The organism is Pseudomonas sp. GW822-FHT02G04 (genome assembly GCF_058802085.1).
The window spans coordinates 12,079-30,084 of the sequence record NZ_JBXANU010000026.1 but is presented as its reverse complement, the minus strand read 5'-3'; the positions used below and the strand labels follow the sequence as shown (position 1 = coordinate 30,084).

The following is an 18,006-nucleotide window of genomic DNA, read 5'->3' as shown; positions in this document are numbered from 1 at the left end:
TTTAATGGATCCTATGTCACCAGGGAGACAATCGATGCCCTTCGTAGCGGTTGATGGACAAGCGCTTCACTACCTAGATCAAGGCACAGGTCCTGCGGTATTGCTGGCCGGGAGCTACCTGTGGGACCAGGCCATGTGGGCACCGCAGATTGCGGCGCTGTCGCAGCACTATCGGGTCATTGCCCTGGACCTCTGGGGCCATGGCGAATCCGGGCGGATGCCCGAGGGCATGACGTCGCTGGATGACGTGGCGCGTCAGGCACTGGCATTGCTCGATCATCTGGACATCGATCGCGTCACGCTGGTCGGTCTTTCGGTCGGTGGCATGTGGGGCGTTCGCCTGGCACTGTCGGCGCCGCAGCGGCTCAACGGGCTGGTGCTGATGGATACTTACGTTGGTGTCGAACCGGAACCGACTCGTCAGTATTACTTCTCGCTGTTCAAACAGATCGAAGACAGCGGTGAGATCTCGCCGCAACTGCTCGACATTATTGTGCCGATCTTCTTCCGTCCGGGCATCGATCCGCAGTCGGCTTTGTATCAGGATTTCCGCGCCAGGCTGGCTGCATTGCCAGTCAACCGGCTGCGTGAAAGCATCGTGCCGATGGGGCGGATCACATTTAGTCGTGATGATTTGTTGCCGGGCCTGGCTCAGCTGAACCCTGAAACCACACTGTTGATGTGCGGCGACCAGGACAAGCCGAGGCCGCCGTCGGAAACCAGAGAAATGGCCGAGTTGATCGGTTGCCCGTATGTGCTGGTGCCGGAGGCGGGGCATATTTCCAGTCTGGAGAACCCCGAGTTTGTCACCGAGGTGCTGCTGCAGTTTCTGGCTGAGAGGGCTTAGTCGATCTTTCTGACGCCTTCGCGGGCAAGCCTCGCTCCTACAGATCCACGCTGATTTTGAAATTGCACGAACCCTGTAGGAGCGAGGCTTGCCCGCGAAGGGGCCGGCCGGGATTACTTGGGCCCGAGAATCTTCAGCAACTTGTCCGGCGACGGCGCGCCTTGCTGTTGTTGCAACTGGCCCTTGTCGTCCATGTAGAAAATCGCCGGGGTGGCGGCCAACTCCAGGTCTTCCATCAACTTCATGTTCGCCGCCAGTTTCGCCTGAACTGCCGGTGGCACGTCTTTCAAGGCCTTGAGCGAACTGCCCTTGCCGGATTTCTCGTGTTCTTCCAGGGCTTTCTGCGGGTCCTTGGCGGCCAGCAGCGCGGCGGATTTGCCGGGGCTGTCTTCGCGAATGATGCCGACCATGATGTGCCGCAGCTGCACCTTGCCGGCCTGGACCCACGGCCGTGCCTGTTCCCAGAACATGTTGCAGTACGGGCAATTCGGGTCGCTGAACAGGTAGACGACCCGCGGTGCGTCCTTGTTGCCGTCACCGATCCAGCTGCTCGCTTCCATCTTGCCCCAGACTTCCTTGGCCATCGGCGCGTAAACCAGTTTCTGCAACGGCGCGCTGCTCAGGTCATTGCCGTCGGCGTCGTACAGATTGCCGAGCAGCACATGTTTGCCGTCCGGGGTCAGGTACAGCGTCATGCCGCGGTTCTGGTACTGCGCCGCGTAACCGCGCAGGCCATCGGGCGCGTCGAAGGTGCCGACGATTTTGGCGCCCTTGGCTTCGATCTTCTTGATCGCTTCAGGCAGTTCTTCGGCCTGTACCGACGGCAGGTGCAGCAGGGCAGCACCCAGGGTCAGTGTCAGCAGGTGGCGGAGGCGGAGCATGGCAATTTCCTTGAAGGCGTGGCCGGGGTGGCCGGGTTCGGGGTGTCAAAGTGTTCCAGGGCGCGGGCCAGGCTGGCTTCCGACATCTCACCCAGGTGACTGCCCAACAGATACCCGTCGGGGCTATAGAACAGCGTAGTCGGCAATGCCATGGAACCCACGGCCTGGCTCAATCGACCGCTGCCATCGAACAGCACGTTGGTCAGGCTCAGGCCCTGGGTTTCGAGGAAGGTGGCGACGCTCTGCATGCTTTCGCTCTGGTTGACGAACAGGAAGGTCAGGTCCGGGCGCTGTTGCTGGGCGTTTTCCAGCACCGGCATTTCCCGGCGGCAGGGCGGGCACCAGGTGGCCCAGAGGTTGATGACCAACGGGCCGCCCTGGTAGTCGCTGAGTTGTATGGTCTGGCCAGCGGCATTGCGCAGGGTGATCTGCGGCAAGCGCGTGCCTTGTTCGTAAATACTCAGCGAGAACGTCGCCAGCAGCCAGAATGCCAAACCGCAGCCTACGCCGAAGCCCAGCGGCCGACGCATGCCCGGGCGACGCCAGCCTCGGTACAACGCAGCCAGCAAGAGCACCACCACCCCCGGCCAGGCGAGGAAACCGCCGTCGCGCAGGTCGATGATCTGCCACGGATCGTTGCGATACTGCGCCCAGTAGGCAATCACGAAGCCGACCCGGGCCGCCAGCATGCCCAGCAGGAACAGGCTGAACAGCACCGATTCCGGGTTCTCGCCGCCACGCTTGGCCACCCGCCAGCCGACAAAGGTCGCCAGCGCCAGGGCACTGATCAGCAGCAAGTGATTAAGCGCGATGGCAAAGGTACCGAGGGTAAAGGTCAGCATTAACGAGCGTCTCGGGTGGTGGTCCAGCGTTGCAGGAAAGTGCCGGCATCGACCTCACCGGTGATGCGCTGGCTGCGACGCTCTTCGCCGTCGGTGCCAATCCACAACAGGCTTGGAGGCCCCGGCACTTTATAACGGCCGAGCAGTTCGCGGCTGGCGGCATTGTCGGCGGTGACGTCCAGCCGTAGCAAGCGCACATCGCTGAGTGCATCCAGCACCTGTGGTTTGCCGAAGACCTGTTTTTCCATGACTTTGCACGACACACACCAATCGGCGTAGTAGTCCAGCAGCACCCATTGGCCCTGAGCCTTGGCCGCATCGAGTTCGCGTTGCAGGGCGGCGGGCTCCTTGATCGTAGTGAATACATCATGAGCGCTCGGCGCGACAACGCCGGTACGGCCGGCGCTGTACACCTGCAACGGCTGATACGGATCGTCACTGCCCCCCGCCGCGCCGATCACCAACAGGCTGCCCCACAGACCCAACAGCAGCGAACTGGCACCGAACAAGTGGGCAATTCGGCCAAAACCTTGCGATTGCTTCCAGGCGCTGTAGGCGGCGATCAGCAGCAACGCACCGCATAAGCCGAGCCACAGCGATTCATCCAGCACCGGGCGCAGCATCAGCAACGCGGTGGCGAGGAACAGGAAACCGAACACGCCCTTGAGCAGGTTCATCCACGCGCCGGGTTTGGGCAGGAAGCGATTGCCAACGGTCACCAGCAACAACAGCGGCACACCGATGCCGATGCCCATGGCGAATAGAATCAACCCGCCGTGCAGCGCATTGCCGCTTTGCGCGATATAGAGCAGGGCGCCCGCCAGCGGGGCGGTCATGCACGGACCCACCAATAGACCGGACAAGGCGCCCAGCACACCGGCGCCGATCAGGTTGCCACCGCGCTGGTTGCGCGAAACATGTTCCAGCCGATCTCGTACCGCCACCGGCAATTGCAGTTCGAAAAAACCGAACATCGGTAAGGCCAACAGCACGAACACCGCCGCAAAGCTGCCCAACAACCATGGATTCTGCAGCAGCGCTTGAAGGTTCGCCCCGAGCGATGCAGCCAGAACGCCCATCGCCGCATACACCAGTGCCATGCTGATCACATAACTGCCGGCCAGGGCAAAACCGCGTTTGGGCGTGGCGCCACTGCCAACGATCAACCCTGCCAGAATCGGCAGCATCGGCAACGAGCAAGGGGTGAAGGCCAGTAACAGGCCCAGGCCAAAGAACACCAGCAAGCTCCAGCCCAGCGCCCGTTGTTGCAGGTCACTGGCCAGGGCTTGATCCGGTGCTTCGTTGACCACTGCAGTGGCAACGTTGCCGCCCAGGTCCACGACCTGAGTCTGCGGCGGATAACACAAGCCGGCATCGGCACAACCCTGGAAACCTACCTTGATCTGACCGGTGGCACCGGCCGGAATCTTTAGCTCCAGACCTTGACGATAAACCGGTTGTTCTCCGAAGAACTCGTCACTGTGTACTTCGCCTTCGGGTAATACAGGATGCTGCTCCCCAAGCAAGCCATCGAATTTCAGACGCTTCTGATAGAGGTAATAACCGTCGGTAATCTGCCAATAGAGCTGTGTTTCACCTGAATCAAGGCGTTCGGAGGTGAAGACGAATGCCTTTTCCACCGGCAGAAATTCAGGTTTGGATTCGAACGGATTGGTCCCTGCCTGGGCTACACCCGAGATCAAGAGGACGAAAAATAGAAACAGTCGACGCATGGGTAAGCCTTATCCCTGTGCAAGTGAGGGGCACAATGGGTGACGGCGATTAACCGATGATTAACCACCGCCGGGCTGTCTACGAAGTCGCTCATTGACAGTAATCAGCTTCAATCCTCAATTGCGCAACAGCCCTGGCCAGGACTCGTTGTTCACCGAATGTGGTCCAGACTCCAGACGGTTTTTCGGGATGTTGTATATCAGGTATTGATTGTCACTCAGAAAAATATAGTAATAATTGTCGGCAAACGTGCGATCTTTCTGCACCCCGGTGATAATTCGGTCTTTGTAGGCGGCCAGGCCTGGCCAAGTGGTCTCTGTGATGGCTTCGAGTCTAATCGTTTGAATGGGTGCCACCACCGTATTAAAGAGGTTGTCGTCATATTTGTCGTCGGCATAATCGATTTGGGGGTTCTGGGGTACCTCGTCCCAGTCCAGATAAAGAGAGTTTCCGTCGCTCAAGATAAATCGAAACAATGAGCTGCGATTTACTTGCCACCATGTGCCGGTAATGATTCGGTCGAAATAAGGAAGCAGCCGTTTCCATTTTGTATCTTCGATTCGCCGGGTGTGCATGACTTTGTCAGTGTCTTGATTATAGGCGCAGACCATAGGGATATCCTGCTCGTAGTAGAACAGCCAAAGGATATCAAGATCAGAGCGGTCCATTGGGCGGTCAAGCGTTAAAGCCGTGGTCGTAAATCCAAATCGCAGGTTTTTTACATGATCTTCGAATGCCGCCCATCTTCCTTTAACAGTCCAGGGGTATCCATCCGCGACTTTGTTGTCGTCGATATCAAAGCGGGAGTAAGTGTTCGTGTCTTTGTAGAAGAAGTAGAATTTATCCTTTCCTGAACGCCAATCGACGGCGACACACTTTTCAAGTGCTGGCATGTTCTGAATCCTTTCAGTGGGTAAAAGTCGTATGGATAGTCAAGAGGCATTGGGTAGTGTTGTGTTTCTGCGCAAGCGATGTGCATCAGGGGTAACTTTAACCAATGATTGGCAGCGCCTGGCCTTGAGCCTCAGCCCCGCAAGAGTCCGGGCCAATTGCCGTCATTGATTTTTACAGGGCCGGTCTCTGCCTTGTTGTCCTTGAGGTTGTACCTGATGTATTCGTTGTTCGTGAGGAAAATATAGTAGTAGGTGTCGATAAGGGGGGCGTCGTTTTGTACCGCCGTTATAATTCGATCTTTATAGTGTGATAGTCCTGGCCAGGAGTCGGGCGTTATCGGCAGTCGTGTGGTTGTTTTTGTGGTGTAGTTAAAGGTGATGTAGTGCCCATCATTCATCAGAAATCGAAATACATTTTTTGGCGCAAAAGTGTCCCACCACGTGCCGGCAACTATTTTGTCAAAGTAAGGAAGCAGGGAGTTCCATAGGGAATTTTCAAGACGATAGTTTGCGACTGGCTTGTCAAGGTCCTGATCATACTTGCAGACCATCGGTGTATCGCCGCCGTAATAGAATAGCCACAGAATATCATCGCCTCCGTCCCAGGAACCTCCCAGTGCAGGTGCTGTGAATCCGAAACGCAGGTTTTTGAGTTGAGCATGAACGGCTCCCCAATTACCGGATGTAATGTTGGCAGGATAACCCTCTTCAACCGTGTTCGAGTCAATATCAAATCGTGAATATTGATTGGTGTCTTTGAAGAAGAAATAAATTTTATCTTTTTCGGCGCGCCAGTCGACGGCAACAAAGTTATTGAGTTTTGGCATGATCTGATTCCTTTCAGTCAAGTGAGGTTTTGTTTGGGTAGTGTTTTAAATGAGTAGTTGGTTGTAGTTTGTGTCGGGTTTAGATTATCGCGATGTAATGCTATTCGGTATGGTTTTTTAGAGGGAGGTTGTTTCGGTTTGAAACCGGGCGATGTGCTGCCAACTGACTGAAGCACTGAAATGATCAGGCGATTATCAAATACCCCTCTGATACGCTGGTGCGACGACTGAACGGCAGCAATGCTTCTCGTCGGCAGTGGGGCTTGCCATAATTGCGGCTTAATCCTCGCCTGCTTCACTCGCGTTTTTGCTCATGGAGTGCCCATGCACGTACTGGTTTGCGAAGACGATGAGCTGATTGCCAGCGGCATCGTTGCCGGTCTCACCGCCCAGGGCCTGACCGTGGAGCACGTGGCCACGGCGTCCGCTGCGCGGGCGATGCTCAAGGTTGCCGAGTTCGACGTAATGGTGCTCGACCTCGGCTTGCCTGATGAAGACGGCCTGAAGCTGTTGCAGCAGTTGCGCCATCATGGCCTGGAAATCCCGGTGCTGATTCTGACGGCCCGTGACTCGGTCACCGACCGTGTCGACGGTTTGCAAGCCGGCGCCGACGATTACTTGCTCAAGCCTTTTGACCTGCGCGAACTGGCGGCACGCCTGCACACACTGTTGCGGCGGGTGGCGGGACGCAGTGTGAACCTGATCGAACACGGGCGTTTGACCTACGACCCGAGCAGCCGCGAAACCATGTTGGGCGGCCAGCCGGTGGACCTTTCCCGTCGTGAGCAATCGCTGTTGCAAGCCTTGCTGCACAACCGGGGGCGGGTGCTGTCCACCGAGCAACTCAAGGACAGCGTCTACGGTTTCAATGACGAACTGGAAAGCAACGCCCTTAACGTCCATATCCATCACCTGCGGCGCAAACTCGGCAATGGCATTGTCGAGACGGTGCGTGGCCTGGGCTATCGCCTGGGGCCGGCCGATGGCGGAGAACAATCGAAGTGATGAGCCTGCGTTTGCGCCTGAGTCTGACCCTCGGCGCCGCGTTTGCGCTGATCTGGGCCCTGGCCGCCGCCTGGATGCTCAGTGATCTGCGCAACCAGATGATGTTTTCCCTCGACCAGCGGCTGGTTGCCTCGGCGCGGATGGTCGCCGGGCTGCTGGAGCAACTGCCGGCGTTGTCGAGCAAGGGCGAGGGCACCCATTTCAGCGCTGAACAACTGAATATCCCCGGCGGCATGGCCTGTCAGGTCAGCTCGTTGCGCGGCGAGATTCTGGCCCGCAGCCACAGCAACCCCGAGCAGGCGCTGGAAGCCGAGAAAATGGGTTTCCACGATCAGATCATCGACGGCGCGCCGTGGCGCAGCTTCACCCTGGCGCGGGGCGATGTGCGCATCACCACTGCCGATCGGCAGATCGAGCGTGAAGCGCTGAACATGTCCATTCTGCTGGCGGCCTCGGTGCCGGTCGGCGTGGCGCTGCTTGGCTGCCTGTGCCTGTTGTGGCTCGGCATCGGTCAGGGGCTGGCACCGCTCAATCGTATGCGTGATGCGTTGATGCGGCGCAGCGCCGATTCTCTGGAGCCATTGCAGATCCAACCGTTGCCCAGCGAATTGCAACCGCTGCTGGAAACCCAGAATCAGTTGTTCCAGCGCATCGGCAAGACCATCGAGCGCGAACGGCGCCTGACCGGTGATGCTGCGCACGAATTGCGTAGCCCGCTGACCGCGATCAAAACCCATCTGCAAGTGGCACGCATGACCGACGGTGCCGCTCGGGATCAGTCGCTGGCCCGGGCCGAAGAGGGCGCGGACCGCCTGCACCGTACGCTTGAACAATTGCTGTTGCTGGCGCGTGTCGAGGGCAGCTTGTCGTTCGATGATGGCGTGCAGTGCAGCGCCGAGCAGGTGGCGAAACTGGCGATTCAGGATGCGGCCAGCGGCGATCGTCAGCGGATCAAGTTTCAGGTGCCGGCCAGATTCTCCGATGCGCCGCTGCAAATGCCCGCAGTGCTGTCGATTGCTGCATTGCGCAACTTGCTCGACAACGCCCTGCGCCATACGCCGGGCGATAGGGCGGTGGAGCTGAGCCTGGAAACCAATGGCAATCGTGTGCACTTTTTGGTTCGCGACCACGGCCCGGGAATTGCCGAAGACGACTTGCAATACCTGACCCAACGCTTCTGGCGCAACGGCCAGAGCACCGGTTGCGGCCTCGGCCTGGCGATTGTCCAGGCCATCGTCCAGCGCTGCGGTTGCACCCTGCATTTCGACAGCCGGCCGGATGGGTTGCGGGTTGAATTGACGATGCCGTTGCAACCCATCTGACAGACACCGCTCCCACAGGGTGTCTATGTCGCACACCAAATGTAACGTCTCTCCATTAGCCACCCGGCTTCCCACCGCGCTATCGTCCCCGGCAGCTTTGACTCAATGGATTGAGGTAACAGCGCCATGGATGCATCGATACACATCTGCAAGGCAACGTCTGCCGATGCCGGCATCATCAGCCGGATCGTCGAGCGTTCCATTCGCGTCGGCTGTGCGCTCGACCACCGTAACGACCCGCGAACCGTCGCCACCTGGACCCACAACAAAACCATCGAACACGTACAGCCCTGGCTGAGCGACCCGCGGTTGTACCTGAATATCGCCCTGTTACAGGACAAACCGGTCGGCGTCGCCATGGCGGCGATCAGCGGCAAGGTCGCGTTTTGTTATGTGCAGCCGGAATGGTTTCGACGAGGTGCCGGGCAGGCACTGGTGCACGATCTCGAGATTTGGTTGATCGCTCAGGGATTGCCTCAGGCGCGGCTCAACAGCACCCGAACCGGCGAAGCGTTCTATCGCCGTTTGGGTTACCGGGCTTGCGCTGAAACCTTCAGCGTGGCGGGACTCCTCGCTATTCCCATGCACAAGCTGCTGTCGCCTCCTTCATAGAAAGCCGGGCGAGGGGCTAAATCCTTGACGTCCTGATGCGTTTCCAGAACAGGAAAACCTGCAAGTGCGCCCCGTGACCGGAACGCGCACCTGCCCGGTGTGCAGTTTTGGTCACTATCAACAGGGGTCGAGAGATGTCAGTCGCTACCAGCCTTATCGAAGATCAGCCGGCCCGGATTGTCCCGACGCCTGCCGAGACGCTTTATCAGTTCAACGAATCCCCGCTGCTAGCCCGTCAGAGCCAACAGGAATCGAACGCCCGCAGCTACCCGCGACGCATACCCCTGGCACTCAAGCGTGCCAAGGGCATTTATGTGGAAGATGTCGAAGGCCGCAGTTTCATCGATTGCCTGGCCGGTGCCGGAACCCTGGCCCTGGGGCACAACCATCCGGTGGTGATCGAAGCGATCCAGCAGGTGCTGGCCGATGAACTGCCGCTGCACACCCTCGACCTGACCACGCCGGTCAAGGACCGGTTTGTCCAGGACCTGTTCGGTCTGCTGCCGCCGGCATTGGCCGCTGAAGCCAAAATCCAGTTCTGTGGCCCGACCGGCACCGACGCCGTGGAAGCCGCGCTGAAACTGGTGCGCACCGCCACCGGGCGCAGCACCGTCTTATCGTTCCAGGGCGGTTACCACGGCATGAGTCAGGGCGCGTTGAGCCTGATGGGCAGTCTGGGACCAAAAAAGCCGTTGGCTGCCTTGCTCGGCAATGGCGTGCAGTTCATGCCGTATCCCTACGATTACCGTTGCCCGTTCGGGCTCGGTGGCGCGCAGGGAGTGCAGGTCAACCTGAACTACCTGGAGAACCTGCTGAACGATCCAGAGGCCGGCGTGCAATTGCCAGCTGCGGTGATCGTCGAGGTGGTGCAGGGCGAGGGCGGGGTGATTCCGGCCGATCTCGACTGGCTGCGTGGTTTGCGACGCATCACCGAGCAGGCCGGCGTGGCGCTAATCGTCGATGAGATTCAGAGCGGCTTTGCCCGCACCGGCAAGATGTTTGCCTTCGAGCACGCCGGAATCATTCCGGATGTGGTGGTGATGTCCAAGGCCATCGGCGGCAGCCTGCCTCTGGCGGTGGTGGTCTATCGCGACTGGCTCGACACCTGGCTGCCGGGCGCCCACGCCGGAACCTTCCGCGGTAATCAGATGGCCATGGCCGCGGGCTCTGCGGTGATGCGCTACCTGACCGAGCACAAGGTTTGCGAGCACGCCGCCGCCATGGGTGAACGCCTGAGCGAACACTTGCACATCCTGCAGCGGGACTTCCCGCAGCTGGGCGACATTCGCGGGCGTGGCTTGATGCTGGGCGTCGAACTGGTCGACCCGAGTGGCGCGTCGGACGCTCAAGGCCATCCACCTGTATTCGGTCGTCTGGCGTCGTTGGTGCAGCGCGAATGCCTCAAGCGCGGGTTGATCCTCGAGCTGGGCGGGCGTCACGGCGGTGTCGTGCGTTTCCTGCCGCCGTTGGTGATCACCGCCGCGGAAATCGATCGGGTGGCCGACATTTTCGGCAGGGCCATGGCCGCAGCCATCGCCAGCCTCTAAATTTTTCGGCGCCTCGAACGTTCCTTCTACATAACGGCTGCGCACGGCGTGCAGCCTACCCTACAGTGATGGAGAGACAGCATGACGTCAGTATTCGACCGCGAGGACATCCTCTTTCAGGTCGTGGTCAACCACGAAGAGCAATACTCGATCTGGCCCGACTACAAAGCCGTGCCACAAGGCTGGCGCACTGTGGGCAAGAGCGGCCTGAAAAAGGAATGCCTGGCCTACATCGAAGAGGTCTGGACCGACATGCGTCCATTGAGCTTGCGTCAGAAAATGGAAGAGCAGGCGGCCGTGGCTCACTGAGCGGTCAAGTGAGACGCGGAGCGTCTCTGGCTGCATTCCCACGCAGAGCGTGGGAACGAAAAGCCCGCTGAACCGGTAAGGTCAGCGGGCTTCTTTTTGAACATCAAAAGATCGCAGCCTTCGGCAGCTCCTACATGGGAATCGCGTACAGCCGTGAAACATCGGCTGGACACAAATTCTGTAGGAGCTGCCGAAGGCTGCGATCTTTTGATCTTAGGCGGCAGGTTTACCGCTCAACCCCTTGATCACCAAATCCACATTCCCCTCCAGCTCGGCCACCGGATCCGCCGCATCAACACTCAACACCACCAACCGGCTACCCGCCTGCGAGATCGCCGCTTTCACCGCCTCCGAAGGCTGCCGATGATGCAACACCACCGCCACGTCATGGTCCTTGAGCGTCACACTCAACTGTTTCAACGCTTCAGGTGTCCACTCGGCATCCGGCCGTGGATCGAGGCCGATCAGCTCCAGGTTGAGGCCGCCGATAAGGTAGCCAAAGTGATCGCTCAGGCTCATAACGCTCAGGTTATCGGCACTGGCCAGCCGCGCTTCGCTGTCGGCACTGAGCTTGAGCAGACGCTGCTTGAGCGCTGCCAGATTGGCCTCGATTGTCGGTTTGGACGCTGGCGCCAGGCGCACCAGGTCCGCCGCCATCACGTCTGCCATGCGCCCCATGTTGTTGCTGGAAAGCCACGGCTGGCTGTTCAAACCGTCGACCTTGCTGCCGGGCTGCACGGCGATGCCGGGAAGGGCGCCATCTACCGGGCGGGCGGCGTCGACTTCGACGATACGAATATTGCTGCGCCGGGATATCGGGTACAGCGGATCATCCGCCCACAGCGAACGCAGACCAATCACTGCATCGGCGCCGGTCGCCAGTCTGGCCAGCGCCGGAGCGCCACGACCGGTGAAATAGGCGGTCTGTCGGCTGCCGGGCAGATTGTCCGGCGCGGCCCGTTCCAGTTTGATCTCGGTACCTTTGAGCAACACTTCGCCCAGACCATAGGTGATCGGCAAGGACGCCAGCACGTGCAGTGGTTTGGCGCTGTCCGCCGCGATGGAAGTATTGGCCAGGCCACACAGGGCTACGGCCAGGGTCAGTTGACGCAGAGAAAAACACATTTATCCGAGGTTCCCTTTCAGACTTGGGACGATGCCGCGAGCGATCGCGGCCAGGGCGAAGGCGATACCGGCCACCAGAATGATCGCGGCACCGGACGGGATGGGCAGGTCAAAGACAATCGGCGCGAGAATTCCGCACAGAGTGCTCACCGTGGCAATCAGCACCGAACACCAGAAGAAGCCCTTCAGCGACTGGCTGAGCAAGCGCGCGGCCGCCGCTGGAATCACCAGCAGGGCGCCGACCAGAATCGCGCCGATGACTTTCACCGCTGCCACCGTGATCAGCGTCACCAGGATCACGAACAGATAGTCCAGGGTTTTCACCGCCACACCGCGTACCGCCGACAGTTGCGGGTTGAAACTGGCGAGCATGATGCGGTTGTACAGCGGCAGGGCCAGTGCCATGACCAGTGAACCGACGATGGCCAATACCAGCAGGTCGTTGCCGTTGACCGTCAGTACCGAGCCGAACAGCACGTTTTCCAGAATGTGTACGTTGATCTTGCCCGCGAGAATCAACAGCAGGCTCGCGCCCAGCGCCAACGATACCGACAGAAACACGCCGATCAACGTATCCGGTGCCAGACCCGTGCGGTTGCGCAGGTAGTTCAGCAAGATCCCGAACAGCAGGCAGTAACCGAACAGGCTGCCATAAGGCCCGGTGTAAGGTTCGCCGAGCAGAATGCCGATCGCCACGCCAGTCAACGCCGCGTGACCCACCGCTTCGGAAAAAAACGCGAAGCGCTTGACCACCACCAGCGTGCCCAAGCCGCCCAGCACCGGGCCGATCAGTAATCCGGCGAGCAGGGCGTTGACCACAAAGCCATAAGCCAGCGCTTCCGGCAGGTAACCCGACGAGGCCCAACCCTGGACCATCAAACGAAAGGCTTCGTAACTCATCAGGCAACGCTCCGGGGATGGGTCGAGAACAAGGTCAGCAGTCGTTCCGGGGTCAGCGCCTGTTTCGGCGTGGCATCGAACAGCACCCGGCGATTGAGCCCGGTGACCCGGTCTGCCAAACGTGCGACCGCTTCCAGATCATGCTCGATCCACAGCACAGTGATGCCGCTCTGGCGCCAGTCGCCCAGCAGCCGTTCGAACACTTGGATACCGGCCTCATCCAGCGCCGACATCGGCTCATCGAGCACCAGCAACTGTGGTGCCGGAATCAGCCCTTGCGCCAACAAAACCCGCTGGCGCTCGCCACCGGACAGCGCGCCCATGCGCCGTTTACGTTTGTCCTGCATGCCGACCCGTTCCAGCGCTTCGCCAATCGCTGCGGCGTAATGCTTGCTCAAGCCGAGAAATGCCGGGCGCCGCTGACACATGGCCGCCATGAAGTCGTCGACGGTCATTGGCAAACCGCGATCAAACTCCAGCGCTTGCGGCACGTAACCGGTGGTCCCTGGTTCGCCGGGCCATTGCAGGCTCAAGCGCCCCTGATGCGGCATCTGCCCGAGCAGGGTCTTGATCAGCGAACTCTTGCCGCCACCGTTGGGGCCGACCAGGGCATGCACGCTGCCGGGCCGGACCTGAAAGGTCACCTTGTCGAGGATCGTCGTGCGACCCAGTGTCAGGCTGACTTCGGCGAAATCCAGCGTCGGGCCGGCGCTTTGTACGGTCAGGGTTTCTTGAGCGGTCATGCGCCTGACTCCTGAATCGCCCGAACCACGGTATTGAGGTTGCCGGTCATTTCTTTTTCGTACTTGTCGGCGGTGTATTCGCCATAGGAAATGTGCGACAGCGGATACAGCTTCACCCCGGATTCGCGCTGGATGGTCTCGACGTAAGTGGACGGGAAATCCATCTCCGAGAAGATCACTTTCACGTCCAGTTCCCGCAGTTGATCGATGGTTTTTTTCAGCTGGCTGGGGCTGGGTTCGATGCCATGGGCCGGCTCGACCACGGCGGTCACTTCCAGGCCGAACTCGCGCAGCAGATAGTCGTAGGCGGCATGGACCGTGGCCACGCGCAGCTCGGCGTTCGGCGCCTGGGTCAGTTTGGCCAGGGCATCGGCGCGCATCTGCCGCAGGCGCTTGCCGTAGGCGCGGGCATTCTGGGTGTAGGTCTTGGCGTTGGTCGGGTCGAGCTTGCCCAACTCACGGGCGATGTTGTTGACCTGGGCAATCGAGGCGCTGATCGACAAGAACGTGTGTGGGTTCACCACTTTGCCGGCACCGCGAGCGGCGACGCCGGTGGCGGCCAGCAGGGGCACGTTTTCGTTGGCTTCGATCACCTTGATGTTCGGAGTTTCGCTGGCAGCGATCATGCGGTCGGCGAAGTCGTCATGGCCCACGCCGTTGAGCACGATCACGTCGAGCCCGCTGATGCGCTTGATGTCTTCGGCGCGAGGCTCGTAGGCGTGCGGGTTGAAACCGGCCGGGATCAGCGGCACCACTTCGGCCTTGTCGCCGACGATATTGGCCACGTAGCTGTAATAAGGGTGCAGGGTGATGCCGATGCGCAGGCGCTTGGCTTCGTCGGCACTGGCCAGAGGCGTCAGCAAACAGGCAAGCAGGCCGACCAACAGCAGGCGCAAAAAACGACGTTGAGATGAGCTAGGCATGGAAAGCAGTCTTCTCTCGGGTGAGGGCGAGGGTTCAGTGCCGATGCTGGCGGGTGACCCCGGCATCGAATTGCGCGACGATCTGTTGCCAGCCGGCGCTTTCGAGCGCCGCGTCAGTCAGATCAGTCGGGGCAGTGAGGGCTTTGCCGCGATTGAGCCAGACGTCTGGCGCATCGTCGTCAGCGGTCAAACGCATCAGGAACGAGCCGGCCACGGTGGGTGCCTGGCTCTGGCCGAAATACGCCTTGGTGTCCAGCAACTGCCAGGCATGACCGCCTCGGCTGACAGAACTGGCGTCCCGGGCAAACGGCGCGAAACCTTCATCGGCGAGGGTGGCGGGTGTGGGCAGTGCTTGCTGTTCCTCACGCAACAGATGGATTTCATCCAGTGTGACCCGCAGGTCTGCGTAAATGCCTTGCTCGGATGCGCTCAGGTCGCGGCGGGCATCCAGTTGATGGCTGCCGACGCTGCTCACCTCCCGGGACTCGCCGTGCCAGGCGACCACCGAGCCGGCCACCGCCAGGATCATCAGGCACAACAGCAACACATAGAGGGTTTCATGGCCGGCACCGGCCGGGCGCACCACTTGGGTGGTTGGCGTGGTCATGCTCATGTTCAGGGCGCCTCGATGTCGGCTTGGTCGATCTCGACCACGTGGCCGGGACCGGCGTCGAACAGCACGTAGAACTCGGCGCCGGGCTTCTTGAACGTCAGGGTCGAATCGGCGCCGAGCTTGCCTGGCACCAGAATGGTTTCGTCGTAGCCGATCACATCCAGGGTCACGCCCGGTGCGCCGCTGCCGTCGGAAAAACCACCCGTGCAACGGATCTGTTCGGCGTCGATGGCCTTGCATTCACACATCGGGTTGTGGGCCAGGGCGCTGGCGCTGAAGACGGTGCAGAGCACCAGTAAAACGGGGCGAAAAACGCTGGTCATGGTTTGCCTCCTTGTCTGTTCAGCCATGCGACGGTGGCCGGGGATGCCTGGCTCAGGGGGATGGAGGCTTGATGCATGGCACCGTCCCAGCCTTCCATGGTGATCCACAGCTCGGCGGCGTTTTTGGTCTTTTCAGGTACCGGCAGCGCGGCGCCCATGTTGTAGGGCGTGCCGAAGAAAATCACCCCGGCTGCGCGCAGGCTGCGCGGTTTGCCAATGCGCAGGTAAGTCGCCTTGACCTGATCGCGACAGCTGTCGCAGAGCGCAGCATTGAAGAGCTTCAAGTAGCCGGCCGGCCCATCGGATACCGGGGCTGCGTCGCGCAATTCGGCCAGGCGCAGGCTCCAGGGGCCGACCTGAACTTCACCGACTTCACGCTCACCCAGGCCAGTGTCACCGCGAAATAGCGCTGCGTCGGCGAAGTACTTGGGCATGAACCCCAGCGGCACCAGCAACAGCAGTACGTTGATGTGGAAGCGCCATGTGTGCCAGAAGCGGCTTAGCGGCGAGCGTGGTTTTTCTGCTGCGACCTGGCTCATCGGCCGCCCTCCGTGGCTTCGCGGCTCATGGCCGGGGCGGGCTGGGCGGTCAGCGCAGCCCGTGGACGCTTGTTGCTGCGCTTGAGCGCGTTGGCCGTGGCCAGGGCGGTGCGTTTGGTCCAGATCAACAGGCCGCTGAGGACCATCATGCTCAGGATCAGGCCGAAGAAGAACCAGATCAGTTTGATCCAGATACCGCCGAAATCGCCGGTGTGCAGCGGACGCATGGATTCGGTCACCAGCTCCAGACCCGAACGATCCGACAGCAGGCGCGTGGCGGAAATGTCACCGGTGTAAGGGTTGACCTCGGCGCTCTGGTAGATCAACGGGTACCAGCTGCGTCCGCTCACCGAAAGGTGGCTATAGGCATTGGCGGGCAGGCTGACAGAGCTGTCTTCCAGGCCGGGAATGCGTTCCTTGGCCTCGCGAATCGCGCTTTCCAGGCTGATCATCGGCGCCGGTGCGCCATCGACGGTGAGGGGCACGCTCTCACGCGGGACGACGGGGGCGATCGGTGCGGTGGAAATCGAAATGTGGTTATCGGACAGGATCGCCTCAATCATGAACCAGGTGCTGGTGACGGAAATCACCGCAATGAACCAGATCGACCAGATGCCGCTGAGCCGGTGAAAGTCGCCCCAGAAAATCCGCGCGCCATGACGAATGCGCAGGGTCGGTCGCAAGAAGCCTTTCCAGAACCGTTTGTAGACCACAAGCCCGGTTACCAGCGACGCCAGCATCGGCAAGCCGAGGAATGACACCAGGTACCAGCCCCAGCTGTAGCCGTTGGTGAACGGCACCAGCCACCAGCCATGCAGAGCGCGAGTAAAAGCCTGGAAGTTGAATTGCGGAGCGGTGCCCTGAATCACCCCGCTGTAAGGGTTCACATAGACCGTCATCGAGCGTCCGTCCGGGTAGCTGACCTTCACATCCAGGGCAAAATGCGACTCGTCGGGACGGTTGATACTTTCGACCAGCGTTTGCGGCTCGGCCTTTTTGATGGCGGCGATGATCTGGTCATAGCTGAGCAGCGGCGCGTCGTCCGAAGGCGGGCTGGCGCGCATTTGCGGGTTGGCCAGCCAGACGATTTCCTGGCTGACCACCGCCAGTGTGCCGGTCACACAGACGATCAATACAAAGAACCAGATGGGCAGGGCCAGCCAGCTATGGACCAGAAACCAGAGTTTTGAGCGGGATTTCTTCGACATGATTAAAGGTCTTGTTTCGATGAGAGGACCTCTGCTGCGGGCTTCCCAGCGTTGAGGTCCATGAAAAGTCCGGTCGTGGCTTTTGCCTACGCGACCGGCTGCATCTAAATAAGACGTATGAGCATCGGAAATCCCGAAAGGGGATATGAAAGTAAATGTTTCGTATTGCTGCCATGGGGGGGCCGGGACGCCGCCTTCGCGGGCAAGCCTCGCTCCTACGGGATTGATATCAATATCGGAACGACACAATTTCTTGTAGGAGCGAGGCTTGCCCGCGAAGAGGCCCGAACATTCAGCGCAAAACTCAACCCTGCTTAAACATCTCCTTCGCCCGCTGTTCGATCTGTTCCTGCGTCAGATCCTCCTTGCGCGTGGCCAGGAACCACAGATGCCCATAGGGATCCTTCAAGGTTCCCGAGCGGTCGCCATAAAACTGATCCTTGACCTCGGATACCACCGTGGCACCGGCATCGATGGCCTGTTTATAGGACTTGTCCACATCGTTCACATACAAATGCAGCCCCACGGACGGCGACTTGTCCGGATTGCTCAAAGGGCCCTGGTCGCACGGTGTGCCGAGCATGATCGGGCAATCGCCGATACGCAGTTCGGCATGCCCAATGCCGCCGTCGGGCATGGCCAGGCGCATGACTTCGGTGGCGCCAAAGGCTTTCTTGTAGAAGTCGATGGCTTCGGCAGCTTTCTGAATGCCCAGATAAGGGGTGATGCTGTGATAACCCTCTGGAATGGGTTTAACGCTCATGACGGTTCTCCCTTTATTGTTGTGGATGTCCTGTCCTGAATTCAGGACTA

General features: G+C 60.0%; 20 protein-coding genes. 6 read left to right on the top strand and 14 right to left on the bottom strand.

What is annotated here, in order from left to right; all coding sequences use genetic code 11:
• Positions 1-34 precede the first annotated feature (34 nt).
• The gene (locus tag AC1RO5_RS25115; protein ID WP_493178255.1) at positions 35-847 is read left to right on the top strand and encodes an alpha/beta fold hydrolase; all 813 of its coding nucleotides are present in this window, start codon (positions 35-37) and stop codon (positions 845-847) included.
• A gap of 113 nt (positions 848-960) precedes the next feature.
• On the opposite strand, the gene dsbG is transcribed toward AC1RO5_RS25115, so the two are convergent.
• From dsbG to AC1RO5_RS25090, 5 genes are all read right to left on the bottom strand, one after another.
• Complete coding sequence (gene dsbG, locus AC1RO5_RS25110) at positions 961-1,728, bottom strand: thiol:disulfide interchange protein DsbG (RefSeq protein ID WP_007942231.1); 768 nt, start codon at positions 1,726-1,728, stop codon at positions 961-963.
• Positions 1,704-2,570 (bottom strand): TlpA family protein disulfide reductase, encoded by an 867-nt coding sequence (locus tag AC1RO5_RS25105; RefSeq protein WP_493178254.1) that lies wholly within the window; start codon positions 2,568-2,570, stop codon positions 1,704-1,706. Before AC1RO5_RS25105 ends, dsbG begins: the two co-directional genes overlap by 25 nt.
• A complete protein-coding gene (gene dsbD / locus AC1RO5_RS25100) occupies positions 2,570-4,303 on the bottom strand; it encodes a protein-disulfide reductase DsbD (RefSeq protein WP_493178253.1) in 1,734 nt (577 codons plus the stop codon). Before dsbD ends, AC1RO5_RS25105 begins: the two co-directional genes overlap by 1 nt.
• A 117-nt stretch (positions 4,304-4,420) precedes the next feature.
• Entirely contained in the window at positions 4,421-5,197 is a 777-nt protein-coding gene (locus AC1RO5_RS25095) for a hypothetical protein (protein WP_493178252.1), read from the bottom strand.
• Positions 5,198-5,328: 131 nt separating this feature from the next.
• Positions 5,329-6,024 carry a hypothetical protein gene (locus AC1RO5_RS25090; protein WP_493178251.1) on the bottom strand — a complete coding sequence of 232 codons (696 nt, stop codon included), beginning with the start codon at positions 6,022-6,024 and terminating at the stop codon, positions 5,329-5,331.
• A gap of 324 nt (positions 6,025-6,348) precedes the next feature.
• Here AC1RO5_RS25090 and AC1RO5_RS25085 point away from each other — a divergent pair, with 324 nt between their 5' ends.
• The 5 genes from AC1RO5_RS25085 to AC1RO5_RS25065 all read left to right on the top strand — a co-directional run bounded on the left by AC1RO5_RS25085 (position 6,349) and on the right by AC1RO5_RS25065 (position 10,819).
• Positions 6,349-7,029, top strand: a complete 681-nt coding sequence (locus tag AC1RO5_RS25085) for a response regulator (RefSeq protein WP_448093627.1) — start codon at positions 6,349-6,351, stop codon at positions 7,027-7,029.
• On the top strand, positions 7,026-8,351 hold the full coding sequence (locus AC1RO5_RS25080) for an ATP-binding protein (protein WP_493178250.1): 1,326 nt from the start codon (positions 7,026-7,028) through the stop codon (positions 8,349-8,351). The genes AC1RO5_RS25085 and AC1RO5_RS25080 overlap by 4 nt, the downstream gene beginning before the upstream one ends.
• 126 nt (positions 8,352-8,477) lie before the next feature.
• The gene (locus AC1RO5_RS25075) at positions 8,478-8,963 is read left to right on the top strand and encodes a GNAT family N-acetyltransferase (RefSeq protein ID WP_493178249.1); all 486 of its coding nucleotides are present in this window, start codon (positions 8,478-8,480) and stop codon (positions 8,961-8,963) included.
• Positions 8,964-9,097: 134 nt separating this feature from the next.
• Complete coding sequence (locus tag AC1RO5_RS25070; protein WP_493178248.1) at positions 9,098-10,510, top strand: aspartate aminotransferase family protein; 1,413 nt, start codon at positions 9,098-9,100, stop codon at positions 10,508-10,510.
• Between the two features lie 81 nt (positions 10,511-10,591).
• On the top strand, positions 10,592-10,819 hold the full coding sequence (locus AC1RO5_RS25065; RefSeq protein ID WP_007934245.1) for an MbtH family protein: 228 nt from the start codon (positions 10,592-10,594) through the stop codon (positions 10,817-10,819).
• A gap of 213 nt (positions 10,820-11,032) precedes the next feature.
• On the opposite strand, the gene AC1RO5_RS25060 is transcribed toward AC1RO5_RS25065, so the two are convergent.
• The 9 genes from AC1RO5_RS25060 to AC1RO5_RS25020 all read right to left on the bottom strand — a co-directional run bounded on the left by AC1RO5_RS25060 (position 11,033) and on the right by AC1RO5_RS25020 (position 17,956).
• The gene (locus AC1RO5_RS25060) at positions 11,033-11,944 is read right to left on the bottom strand and encodes a metal ABC transporter substrate-binding protein (RefSeq protein ID WP_493178246.1); all 912 of its coding nucleotides are present in this window, start codon (positions 11,942-11,944) and stop codon (positions 11,033-11,035) included.
• On the bottom strand, positions 11,945-12,844 hold the full coding sequence (locus AC1RO5_RS25055; RefSeq protein WP_493178244.1) for a metal ABC transporter permease: 900 nt from the start codon (positions 12,842-12,844) through the stop codon (positions 11,945-11,947). It abuts the gene before it with no gap.
• Entirely contained in the window at positions 12,844-13,587 is a 744-nt protein-coding gene (locus AC1RO5_RS25050; RefSeq protein ID WP_493178243.1) for a metal ABC transporter ATP-binding protein, read from the bottom strand. Before AC1RO5_RS25050 ends, AC1RO5_RS25055 begins: the two co-directional genes overlap by 1 nt.
• Complete coding sequence (locus AC1RO5_RS25045) at positions 13,584-14,510, bottom strand: metal ABC transporter substrate-binding protein (RefSeq protein WP_493178242.1); 927 nt, start codon at positions 14,508-14,510, stop codon at positions 13,584-13,586. Before AC1RO5_RS25045 ends, AC1RO5_RS25050 begins: the two co-directional genes overlap by 4 nt.
• 34 nt (positions 14,511-14,544) lie before the next feature.
• Positions 14,545-15,117: a DUF6162 family protein gene (locus AC1RO5_RS25040; RefSeq protein WP_493178291.1), complete on the bottom strand. Its 573-nt coding sequence runs from the start codon at positions 15,115-15,117 to the stop codon at positions 14,545-14,547.
• Between the two features lie 8 nt (positions 15,118-15,125).
• Positions 15,126-15,446, bottom strand: coding sequence for a hypothetical protein (locus tag AC1RO5_RS25035; protein ID WP_018929965.1), 321 nt, complete (start codon positions 15,444-15,446; stop codon positions 15,126-15,128).
• Entirely contained in the window at positions 15,443-15,985 is a 543-nt protein-coding gene (locus AC1RO5_RS25030) for a PA2404 family protein (RefSeq protein ID WP_493178240.1), read from the bottom strand. Before AC1RO5_RS25030 ends, AC1RO5_RS25035 begins: the two co-directional genes overlap by 4 nt.
• Positions 15,982-17,193 (bottom strand): PepSY-associated TM helix domain-containing protein, encoded by a 1,212-nt coding sequence (locus tag AC1RO5_RS25025; RefSeq protein WP_493178239.1) that lies wholly within the window; start codon positions 17,191-17,193, stop codon positions 15,982-15,984. The genes AC1RO5_RS25030 and AC1RO5_RS25025 overlap by 4 nt, the downstream gene beginning before the upstream one ends.
• Before the next feature lie 304 nt (positions 17,194-17,497).
• A complete protein-coding gene (locus tag AC1RO5_RS25020; RefSeq protein WP_223483855.1) occupies positions 17,498-17,956 on the bottom strand; it encodes a VOC family protein in 459 nt (152 codons plus the stop codon).
• Positions 17,957-18,006: the final 50 nt, after the last annotated feature.